The 11,041-nt window shown below is 67.8% G+C and carries 7 protein-coding genes and 1 tRNA gene; 5 read left to right on the top strand and 3 right to left on the bottom strand.

Annotated features, from left to right (window positions below; translation table 11 throughout):
• Positions 1-1,490, bottom strand: a 1,490-nt coding sequence (locus AC04L7_RS05280; RefSeq protein WP_475512644.1) for a ribonuclease R family protein, incomplete at its 3' end; no start/stop codon positions are given.
• A gap of 92 nt (positions 1,491-1,582) precedes the next feature.
• On the opposite strand from AC04L7_RS05280, the gene AC04L7_RS05275 reads away from it, so the two are divergent.
• The 4 genes from AC04L7_RS05275 (at position 1,583) to AC04L7_RS05260 (ending at position 6,736) form a co-directional block, all read left to right on the top strand.
• Positions 1,583-1,667, top strand: a tRNA-Leu gene (locus tag AC04L7_RS05275).
• Between the two features lie 142 nt (positions 1,668-1,809).
• Entirely contained in the window at positions 1,810-3,630 is a 1,821-nt protein-coding gene (locus AC04L7_RS05270; RefSeq protein WP_299342827.1) for an SLC13 family permease, read from the top strand.
• 55 nt (positions 3,631-3,685) lie between these two features.
• Positions 3,686-5,929 carry a DNA topoisomerase IV subunit A gene (gene parC / locus AC04L7_RS05265; protein ID WP_435999671.1) on the top strand — a complete coding sequence of 748 codons (2,244 nt, stop codon included), beginning with the start codon at positions 3,686-3,688 and terminating at the stop codon, positions 5,927-5,929.
• A 150-nt stretch (positions 5,930-6,079) separates the two neighbouring features.
• A complete protein-coding gene (locus AC04L7_RS05260; RefSeq protein ID WP_296280406.1) occupies positions 6,080-6,736 on the top strand; it encodes a thiopurine S-methyltransferase in 657 nt (218 codons plus the stop codon).
• Here AC04L7_RS05260 and bfr read toward each other — a convergent pair whose 3' ends face one another.
• Entirely contained in the window at positions 6,737-7,222 is a 486-nt protein-coding gene (gene bfr / locus AC04L7_RS05255) for a bacterioferritin (protein WP_296280403.1), read from the bottom strand. It abuts the gene before it with no gap.
• Between the two features lie 161 nt (positions 7,223-7,383).
• Between bfr and AC04L7_RS05250 the strand changes: the two genes are divergently transcribed.
• Entirely contained in the window at positions 7,384-9,792 is a 2,409-nt protein-coding gene (locus AC04L7_RS05250; RefSeq protein ID WP_475512643.1) for a penicillin acylase family protein, read from the top strand.
• Between the two features lie 36 nt (positions 9,793-9,828).
• On the opposite strand, the gene asnB is transcribed toward AC04L7_RS05250, so the two are convergent.
• Positions 9,829-11,041 (bottom strand): asparagine synthase B (asnB, locus tag AC04L7_RS05245; RefSeq protein WP_475512642.1); only part of this gene is annotated, 1,213 nt, incomplete at its 5' end.

Raw genomic sequence — 11,041 nt, 5'->3', positions numbered from 1 at the left:
ACCTGGTACAACTGGTACAGGCGTTCGACGTGCGGCAGCACCGGCGCGATCTGCGCGCGGGTCTCCTCGTCGTTCTCGCCGACGGCCTTCCACACCTGCGTGTAAGTCAGGCGGGCGTGCGAATTCATCACGGCTTCGTAGAACGTCGAGCCGGTAACTTCGCCGTCGCGGTTGACCTGCATGTCGCAGACGAAGGTCATGCGGTCGACCTTCGGGTTCAGCGAGCAGATGCCGTTGGACAGCGTCTCCGGCAGCATCGGCACCACGAATCCGGGGAAGTACACCGAGGTCGCGCGCTTCTGCGCCTCATCATCCAGCGGCGTGCCGGGACGTACGTAGTGCGACACGTCGGCGATGGCGACGATCAGACGGAAGCCGTCGCGCGTGGGCTCGCAGTAGACGGCATCATCGAAATCCTTCGCATCTTCGCCGTCGATCGTCACCAACGGCGTGGACCGCAGGTCGACGCGGTCGCCGATCATCGCCGGCTCGACCACCAGCGGCACCGCGGTGGCTTCGTCCAGCACTTCCTGCGGAAACTCATGCGGCAGGTTGTGCCCGTGGATCGCGGCCTCGACCACCAGCGACGGCGTCAGGCTGTCGCCGAGCACGGCGATGACCTTGCCGATGGGTGGGCGTCGCGCATCTGGCGCCTGGGTCAGCTCAACCACGACCAGCTGGCCATCCCGCGCACCCCCGGTCGCGTCCTGCGGAATCTGCACGTTGCGCTGGATGCGCTTGTCGTCCGGCGCCACGTAGGCGATGCCGACTTCGAAACCGAAGCGGCCGATCAGGCGGGTGACGCCGCGTTCCAGCACGCGCGCGATGCTGCCTTCGCGGCGGCCGCGGCGATCGATGCCGGTGACGTTGGCCAGCGCGCGGTCGCCATGCATGACCTTGCGCATTTCATAAGGCGGCAGGAACAGATCGTCGCCGCCGCCGGCGTCGGGACGGAGGAAACCGAAGCCGTCCGGGTTGGCGATCACGGTGCCGGAGATCAGGTCGGTCTGCTGCACGGGCGCGAAGCCGCCGCGCCGGTTCTGCACCAGCTGGCCGTCGCGGACCATCGCACCCAGGCGCTTGGACAACGCATCGAAGCGTTCGGGTGCATCCAGTCCCAGCGGACCGGCGATTTCCTCTGCCGTCTGCGGCCCTTCGGCCGCTTCCAGAAACCCGAGGATGGCCTCGCGGCTGGCGATGGGCTGTTCGTAACGCTGCGCCTCGCGCTGYGCGTGCGGGTCGACGAAACGCCCGCCCGTCCGCGGCGCGTGCCCACCGGCGGGGCGTCGCGACGGGGACGTGCCACCCGCTGCGCGCGAAGGCGAACGCGCCGCCTCGGGCATCCAGGGCGGCAGGCTCTTCTTTGCCGGAGTACCGGATCTGGCGGGCTTGCCGGCCTGGCCCGTGCCACGGGAGGCGGACGCTCCGCCCTGCTTGCTTCCCTTCCCGGCGGGCGTCTTGCCGCCACTTCGCTGTGTTTTCTTGGTCATGGGGGGATGGTACACCTCGCCTGAATACCGCCACGCGAAGGAACCGTTGACATTCCCCTGCCCGGTCCTCAAAATGCGCGCCTCGCTTACCTGCCCAGGTGGCGGAATTGGTAGACGCACTAGTTTCAGGTACTAGCGGGTAAAACCGTGGAGGTTCGAGTCCTCTCCTGGGCACCACGCACAACGAAGACCCTCGCGAAAGCGGGGGTTTTTCGTTTCCGGAATGGGCGCGTGCCTGCGGCATGCCGCCTCACGCGTCCTCACGCCGATCCGCAGTAGGCTGTCGGCACGCACGACGACGCAACGCACGGGGAAGCGCATGGAAGTCCAACAGATCCTGTTCCTCGCCATCCTGGCGATCACCCTGGGTCTGTTCATCAGCGAAAAACTGCGCGTCGACCTGGTGGCGTTGCTGGCCCTGCTGGCGCTCACGCTGACCGGCATCCTGGGACCGAAGGAAGCATTGTCCGGATTCGCCAGCGAGCCCGCGATCATCGTCGCGGCGGTATTCGTGCTGTCCGCCGGTCTCTCGGCCACCGGCATCACCGACCGCATCGGCGCCGGCATCGGCAAGGCGGCCGGCGGCAGCGAGTGGCGGACCATCGCCGTGGTCATGCCCGCGACGGCGGCGCTGGCGGCGTTCTCGCACCACGTGATGGTCACCGCGATGATGCTGCCGATCCTGATGCGCATCGCCCGCGAGCAGAAGCTGGCCGCGTCCCGGCTGCTGATGCCCATGTCGCTGGCCGCCTCGCTGGGCACCACGCTGACCTTGTTCAGCGCGCCGGCCTTCCTGCTGTCGAACGACCTGATCAAGCGCGCGGACCTGCCGGCCCTGGACATCTTCGCCATCACGCCGATCGGCGCGGCACTGGTGGTGCTGGGCACGGTCTACATGCTGCTGGCCCGGTGGCTGGTACCCAAGCGCGAAGGCGAAACGCCGCAGGGCGATTACCTGAAGCTGGACCGCTACTACACCGAACTGCTGGTGGAAGAGGATTCGCCGTGGATCGGCAAGTCGCGCGGCGATTTCGCGAAAGCCTTCGATGACCGCCTGCAGGTGGTGGACTGGCTGCGGCACGGCATGCGCCGCCGCGTCCAGCGCAGCGACAGCCTGCTGGCCGCGGGCGATGTGCTGCTGGTGCGGGCATCGCCGGACGAGATCGCCTCCATCCGCGACGAGCCGGGCCTTGCCCTGCATGCCGTGGCGAAGTACGGCGAAAAGCCGGGCGAGCAGCCGAAATCCGAAGCGCTCGGCGAAGAGCAACTGGTGCAGGCGGTGGTGGCGCCGCATTCGGAGTTCGTCGGCCGCAGCGTTGCGGACATCGACTTCCTGCGCAACCTCGGCGTCGTGGTCGTGGGCCTGTGGCGGCGCGAGGGCTGGCTGCACGGCGAACTGTCGGAGATGGTGCTGCAGGAAGGCGACCTGCTGGTCCTGTGGGGCCAGCAGCAGAACCTGGAGCCGCTGGCGACCCACCACGGCTTCCTGATGCTGATGCCGTTCGGCGGCCAGGAAAAGCCGCGCCGCAAGGCCCCCGTCGCGCTGGCCATCATGGTCGGCGCAGTGGCGGCGGCGGCCACCGAGACGCTGGCGCCGCACATCGCATTCCTCGCCGGCGCGGTGGCGATGGTGCTCACGCGCTGCGTCGATATCGAACGGGCCTACCAGGAGATCGACGTGCGCATCTTCGTGATGATCGGCGGCGTGATCCCGCTGGGCATCGCGATGGAGAAGACCGGCACGGCCGCGCTGGTGGCGGACCTGCTGCTCAACCACACCGCGCACTGGTCGCCGCTGATGCTGTTGCTGGTCATGTTCGGGACCGCCGCGCTGCTGACGCAGATCCTGTCCGACGCCGCCACCACGGTGCTGCTGGCGCCCATCGCCCTGGCGCTGGCGACGGGACTGGGACTGAATCCGGTGCCGTTCGTGGTCTGCACCGCGATGGGCGCCGTGGCCTCGTTCCTGACCCCCATCGGCCACCACGGCAACCTGCTGATCCTCAATCCCGGCCGCTACACTTTCGGCGATTTCCTACGCGTGGGCGTGCCGCTCACCCTGGCGATCGCCTTCACCACGGCCTGGCTGGCGCGCTGGCTGTGGCTGGACGGTCCGCTGCTGCCGGGTATCGGCGGCTGAGACGACGCGACGGGTAGAATGGCCGGGCTTCCGACCCGCAGACCGCACGCCCGCAATGACCGAAACGATCCGCCCCACCTTTCACGGCTTCGAACAGATCCCGCTGCGCGAGTACGCCGAGCGCGCCTACCTCGACTATTCGATGTACGTGGTGCTCGACCGCGCCCTGCCCTTCATCGGCGACGGCCTGAAGCCGGTCCAGCGGCGCATCGTGTATTCGATGAGCGAGCTGGGCCTGAACGCCGGCGCGAAGCCGAAGAAGTCCGCACGCACGGTCGGCGACGTCATCGGCAAGTACCATCCCCACGGCGACAGCGCCTGCTACGAAGCCCTGGTGCTGATGGCGCAGCCGTTTTCGTACCGGTATCCGCTGATCGAAGGCCAAGGCAACTTCGGCTCTCCGGACGACCCGAAGTCGTTCGCGGCCATGCGCTACACCGAATCCAAGCTGACGCCGATCGCCGAGGTACTGCTGGGCGAACTCGGCCAGGGCACGGTCGACTGGACACCGAACTTCGACGGCACGCTCGAGGAACCCACCTGGCTGCCGGCGCGCCTGCCGCACCTGCTGCTCAACGGCACCACCGGCATCGCCGTCGGCATGGCCACCGACGTGCCTCCGCACAACCTCAACGAGATCGTCAGCGCGTGCATCCGCCTGATCGACGATCCGGACGCGACGGTCGCCGACCTGTGCGAACACGTCCGTGGCCCCGACTACCCGACGAAGGCGGAGATCATCACCGCCGCCTCGGACTTGCGCGCGATGTACGAGAACGGCACCGGCAGCGTCCGCGCGCGCGCCACCTGGCGCAAGGACAACGCCAACATCGTCATCGACGCCCTGCCCTACCAGGTGTCGCCGTCCAAAGTGATCGAGCAGATCGCCGCGCAGATGCGGGCGAAGAAGCTGCCCTGGCTGGAAGACATCCGCGACGAATCCGATCACGCGAACCCGGTGCGCGTGGTATTGATCCCGCGCTCCAACCGCGTGGACGCGGAACAGCTGATGGGCCACCTGTTCGCCACCACCGACCTGGAGAAGAGCTACCGGGTCAACCTCAACATCATCGGCCTGGACGGGCGCCCGCAGGTCAAGAACCTGAAGATGTTCCTGACCGAGTGGCTGGCGTTCCGCGGCGACACGGTGACGCGCCGCCTGAAGCATCGGCTGGAGAAGGTCGAGCGTCGCCTGCACCTGTTGGAAGGCTTGCTGGTCGCGTTCCTCAACCTGGATGAAGTCATCCGAATCATCCGCACCGAGGACGAGCCCAAGGCCGCGCTGATCGCGCGCTTCAAGCTGAGCGAGGAACAGGCAGACTACATCCTCGACACCAAGCTCAAGCAACTCGCCCGTCTTGAGGAGATGAAGATCCGCGGCGAGCAGGACGAACTGCTGGCCGAGCGCGAGAAGATCGCCGGCATCCTGGAGTCGAAGAGCAAGCTGAAGAAGCTGATCAAGGACGAACTGACGGCGGACGCGAAGAAGTTCGGCGATGCGCGCCTGTCGCCGCTCGTGCAGCGTGATGCCGCCCAGGCACTGGACGAGACCGAACTGGTCGCCAGCGAGCCGATGACGGTGGTCTTGTCGGAAAAGGGCTGGATCCGCGCCGCCAAGGGCCATGACGTGGATGCCTCAACGTTGTCGTATCGCGACGGCGACGGGCTGCTGGGTGCGGTGCGCTCGCGCAGTACGCAGCAGGTGGCGTTCCTCGACTCGGAAGGCCGCAGCTATTCCACCGCCGTGCACACGCTGCCGTCCGCGCGCGGCAACGGCGAGCCCCTGACCGGGCGCTTCTCGCCGGCGGCGGGCGCGTCGTTCCAGGCGCTTGCCAGCGGCGACAACGACAACCGGTTCGTGCTGGCGTCGTCGCATGGCTATGGCTTCGTCACCCGATTCGAAAACCTCACGGGCCGCCAGAAGGCCGGCAAGGCCATGCTCAACCTGACCGCCGGCGCGAACGTGCTGCAGCCGGCCCACGTCCCCAACCCCCCGGCCGACCGCATCGTCGCGGTGACCAGCGCGGGGCATTTGCTTGCCTTCCCGGTCAGCGAACTGCCGGAACTGGACAAGGGCAAAGGCAACAAGATCATCGAGATCCCCAAGGCCAAACTGGGCACCGAGCATGTCGTCGCCATCGCCGCCGTATCGCCGGGCACCACGTTGTCGATCAAGAGCGGACAGCGCACGATGAGCCTGTCGTTCAAGGATCTGGACGCATACGTCGGCGCGCGCGCCACGCGGGGTGGCTTGTTGCCGCGGGGGTGGCAGAAGGTGGATGGACTGGAAGTCCAATAGTCCGTCGAACGGGCGCGCTGAGGTGCGCTCGTGAAGACCGAGTGCCGGAGGCTTCGGCACCGACTGCTTTTCATGCGGAAAGGCGTCTGACCTGACGCCTCCTGCAACGGCTCGATGGTTTCACCCAACGAATTCGACGAGGACCGGCCGATGGACACCGACTTCTGGCTGCAGCGGTGGCAGGAAGGCCAGATCGGCTTCCATCGCCACGACGTGATGCCGCTGCTGCAGAAGCACTGGCCATCGTTGCAGCTGCCGCAGGGCTCGCGCGTGCTCGTGCCGCTGTGCGGCAAGTCGCTGGACATGCACTGGCTGGCGGCGCAGGGGTACCGCGTGCTGGGCGTGGAACTGTCGCCGCTGGCGGTAACGCAGTTCTTCGAGGAAGCCGGGCTGGATCCCGTGCGGACGACCAGCCGCTACGGCGAACACGTCAGCGCCGGTCCCATCGAGATCATCGTCGGCGATGCCTTCGGCCTGGCACCGGCGCTGCTGGCGGACGTCGCCGGCGTCTACGACCGCGCCGCACTGATCGCCCTGCCGCCCGACATGCGCCTGCGCTATCGCGACACCGTGTATGCCGCGCTGCCGACCGGCTGCCAGGGATTGCTGATCACGCTCGAGTATCCGCAGGAGGAGAAGGCCGGGCCACCGTTTTCGGTGGCACAGGCCGAGGTCGAAGCGCTGTTCTCGGCGCCTTGGCGGCACACGCTGGCGGAGCGGCGCGACATCCTGGACCAGGAGCCGCGTTTTCGCGAAGAGGGGCTGAGCGCGCTGGAGACGGCGGTATACCGCCTCCGTCGCGGCTGATCACTCTGCGGCGGACTCGCCGTCGAGCTTCGACGTCAGGTACAGCGCGATACCGAGGCGCTCGATCAGGCCCAGCTGCTGTTCCAGCCAGTGCGCGTGGTCTTCCTCGGTGTCCTTCAACTGCGCCAGCAGGATGTCGCGGCTCACGTAGTCCCCATGCTGCTCGCAGATCCCGACGCCCTTGGCCAGGTTGGCCCGCACCGCGTATTCGACCTCGAGGTCGCGCTGCAGCATCTCCTCGACCGTCCTGCCGGCGGTGAAGGCTTCCGGCCGCATGTCCGGATCGCCCTCCAGGAACAGGATGCGGCGCAGCAGCGCGTCGGCATGCTGGGTTTCCTCGTGCATCTCGTGGTCGATGCGGTGGAACAGCGCCTTCAGGCCTTGGTCTTCGTACCGGCGCGAATGGATGAAGTACTGGTCGCGCGCGGCCAGTTCCCCGCGCAGCAGGAACTTCAGGTAGTCGACGACATCGGGATGGCCTTTCATGGGAGCGGCTCCTGGGGCAAGGCGCGCATCATGCCCCATCCCTCGGGGCGATGACCGAATCGGAATCAGTCTCGTTGGGCGCTGCAGCGCGGCGTTGGTGGCATCGGCTTCCATGGAATAATCCGGCCACCCCGCCACGCAATCTCCGCAAGGATCCCGCAATGCTGAAGTGGACCCGGCGCATCGCGCTGCTGTTGTTGGCCCTGGTGGTTTTGGCGGTGCTGGCGGCGTGGTGGTCGCTTCGGGGAAGCCTGGCGCATCTCGATGGCGAGCAGCCGCTGGCCGACCTGTCCGCGCCGGTGGCGATCCAGCGCGATTCACTGGGCGTGGTCACCATCGAGGCCGCCAGCGAAACCGATGCGGTGCGCGCACTCGGCTACGTGCACGCGCAGGAACGCTACTTCGAAATGGACCTCATGCGGCGCAGCTCCGCAGGTGAGCTGTCGGAGCTGTTCGGCGCGATCGCCCTGCCGATGGACAAGGAACGACGCATGCATCGCATGCGCGCACGCGTGACCGAACACCTGGAGGATTTCGCCGGCGACCGCCTGCCGCAGCTCGAAGCGTATGCGCGCGGCGTCAACGCCGGGCTGGGCGATCTGCGCGCGCGTCCCTGGCCCTATCTGCTGCTGCGGCAGGCACCGCGCCCATGGGAGGTGGCAGACTCTGCGCTGGCCGGGTATGCGATGTACTTCGACCTGCAGGACTCGGAGAACCTGCGTGAACTGGCTCTCTGGCAGCTTCGCCAGCAGGTGCCTTCGGGGCTCTTCGGGCTGCTCGCGCACGACGGCACGGAATGGGACGCGCCGCTGTATGGACAGCCGCGCGGCAACGCGGCGCTGCCGACGGCAGACGAGGTCGACCTGCGTACGCTGCCGATGCCGACGACGGGAGCGCACCGGCGGCTGGCCGACAAGGGCACGCCCGGCAGCAACAACTGGGCGGTGGCTGGCGCGCTGACGGCTGATGGCCGCGCCATCGTCGCCGACGACATGCACCTCGGCCTGCGCGCGCCGAACATCTRGTTCCGCGTGCGCCTGCGCTATCCGGACCCGCGCGCCCCGGGCGGCCGCGTGGACGTGTCCGGCTTCAGCCTGCCCGGCCTGCCGGCCATCATCGTGGGCAGCAACGGCCATGTGGCGTGGGGCTTCACCAACAGCTACGCGGATACCGCCGACTGGTATCCGGTGACGCCCTGCGGGAAGGATGCCGCACCCGGCACCTGCGATGCGGTCGAGCACCACGCCGAAACGATCCGTGTGGCCGGCGCCGACCCGGTCACGGTCGACGTGCAGGACACGCGCTACGGTCCGCTCATCCATCGGGCGCGCGGCAAGCAGCCTGCGCTTGCGCTGCGCTGGGTGGCGCACCAGCCGGGCGCACTGAATTTCGGCCTCGCCGATTTCGCACGCGCGGGCGACCTGTCAGCGGCCTTGTCGGTTGCGCAACGGACTGCCACGCCGGCACAGAACCTTGTGATCGCCGACCACAACGGCCGCATCGCGTGGCGAATCCTGGGTCCGCTGCCGTCGCGCGCCGGCGCCTGCCCGTCGCCCCTGGAAGCAGGCGGCCCGATGACTGGCGACAGGACCACATCGGGTGCACCGACGTGCACGCCATGGGCGATCTCGCGCCAGCTCACTCCCGTACTGACCGCCCCCGCCAACCATCGCCTGTGGACGGCGAATGCGCGCGTGCTGGACGGTGAAGCGCTCGCCCGCGTCGGTGATGGCGGCTATGCGCTGGGTGCGCGCGCAAAGCAGATCCGTGACGGCCTGATGGCGAAGGAACGCTTCACCGAACGCGACCTTCTGTCGATCCAGCTGGACGACCGTGCTGTGTTCCTCGAACGCTGGTGGCGGCTGCTGCAGGACGAAGCGAAGCGGTTGCCGGCCAGTTCGTCCATCAAGGCGCTCGCCGAGGCAGGCAAGACCTGGGAAGGACGCGCCAGCACCGATTCGGTCAGCTACCGCGTGGTCCGCGCCTGGCGACTGGCGGTGCACGCACGCATCGCCGACGGCCTCACCGCGCCTGCGCAGGCCACGCTGGGCGACGACTTCATCATGCCCGACCTGCCGCAGCTGGAGGGCGTGGTGTGGCCGCTTTTGCAGCAGCGCCCCCTGCACCTGCTGTCGCGCCGCTACGCAACGTGGGATGCATTGCTGGAAGACGCCGCGAAGGAAGTCCGCGACGACCTGGCCGAGCAGGGACCACTGGCAGAGCGCCGCTGGGGCGAGCGCAACACCGCGAAGATCTGCCACCCGCTGGCCAACGCGCTGCCCGGATTCCTCAAGGCGAAACTTTGCATGCCGGGCGAACCGCTGGCAGGCGACGGCGCCATGCCGCGCGTGCAGGGTCCCGCGTTCGGCGCGTCGGAACGCATGGTGGTCTCGCCCGGCCATGAGGCGGACGGCATCATCCACATGCCCGGCGGCCAGAGTGGCCACCCGATGTCGCCGTTCTGGGGCGCGGGCCATGACGATTGGGTGCATGGCAGGCCGACACCCTTCCTGCCGGGCGAAGCGACCCACACGCTCACGCTGCGGCCGGCCAACGCCCAGTCCAGGTAGTGATCCGGCACCGCCAGCCCCTGCTGGCGGACGGTGTCATGTGGTCGCCGCCTGCAACGCGGACGCATGCACGCCGGCGACGGCACGACCGGACGGATCGGCCATCTTCGCGAAGCTGGCGTCCCAGGCGATGGCGGCCGGCGACGAACACGCGATCGACTTGCCGCCCGGCACCGTCTCGGCGCAGGCCTGGCCCGGATAGTGCTGCTCGAACAGCGTGCGGTAGAAATAGGCTTCCTTGGTCTGCGGCGGGTTCACCGGGAAGCGCTTGTCGGCCGCTGCCAGTTCGCGATCGCTGACCTGCGCTTCGGCGTGCGCCTTCAACCCGTCGATCCAGCCGTAGCCGACGCCATCGCTGAACTGCTCCTTCTGCCGCCACAGGATCGATTCCGGCAGGTAGCCATCGAACGCCTCGCGCAGCACGCCCTTCTCCATGCGCTTCGCGCCCTGGCTCGTCTTGTCGATCATCTTGTGCGCAGCATCCATCTTCATCGCCACATCGAGGAACTCGACGTCGAGGAACGGCACGCGCGGCTCCACGCCCCATGCCATCATCGATTTGTTGGCGCGCAGGCAGTCGTAGTTGTGCAGCGCGTCCAGCTTGCGCACCAACTCTTCATGGAATTCCCGCGCATTAGGCGCCTTGTGGAAGTACAGGTAGCCGCCGAAGATCTCGTCGCTGCCCTCGCCCGACAGCACCATCTTGACCCCCATCGCCTTGATCCGCCGCGCCAACAGGTACATCGGCGTAGACGCACGGATGGTGGTGACGTCGTAGGTCTCGATATGGCGGATCACCTCGGGGATGGCATCCAGCCCCTCCTGGAACGTGTAGGTGAAACCGTGGTGCACGGTGCCCAGCGCCTTCGCCGCCACCTCAGCCGCGGCCAGGTCGGGCGACCCGTCCAGGCCGATGGCGAAGGAATGCAGGCGCGGCCACCACGCTTCCGTCGTGTCGTTGTCCTCGATGCGATGGCGTGCGTAGCGCGCGGCGACCGCCGCGACCAGCGACGAATCCAGTCCGCCGGAGAGCAATACACCGTACGGCACGTCGGTCATCAACTGCCGGTGCACGGCACGCTCGAAGGCTTCGCGCAGTTCTTCCCTGGGCACCTGTACGCCTTCGACGGCGGCGTAGTCGCGCCAGGGCTTCTCGTAGTACTTCACCAGTTCCCGCGTGACGGTGTCGTAGTAATGACCGGGCGGAAACTGCGCCACGTCCGCGCAGATCGGCGCCAGCGCCYTCATC

The sequence above is a fragment of the Pseudoxanthomonas sp. LjRoot204_2 genome (assembly GCF_056175765.1).
The sequence above is the reverse complement of the archived record's forward strand: the minus strand, read 5'-3'. Positions and strand labels throughout refer to the sequence as shown.

Bases quoted from the DNA above. Each gene is read 5' to 3' on its own strand.
- bfr (WP_296280403.1), bottom strand. From the start codon at position 7,222: ATGAAAGGCCATCCCGATGTCGTCGACTACCTGAAGTTCCTGCTGCGC.
- AC04L7_RS05270 (WP_299342827.1), top strand. From the start codon at position 1,810: ATGGAAGTCCAACAGATCCTGTTCCTCGCCATCCTGGCGATCACCCTG.
- parC (WP_435999671.1), top strand. From the start codon at position 3,686: ATGACCGAAACGATCCGCCCCACCTTTCACGGCTTCGAACAGATCCCG.
- AC04L7_RS05260 (WP_296280406.1), top strand. From the start codon at position 6,080: ATGGACACCGACTTCTGGCTGCAGCGGTGGCAGGAAGGCCAGATCGGC.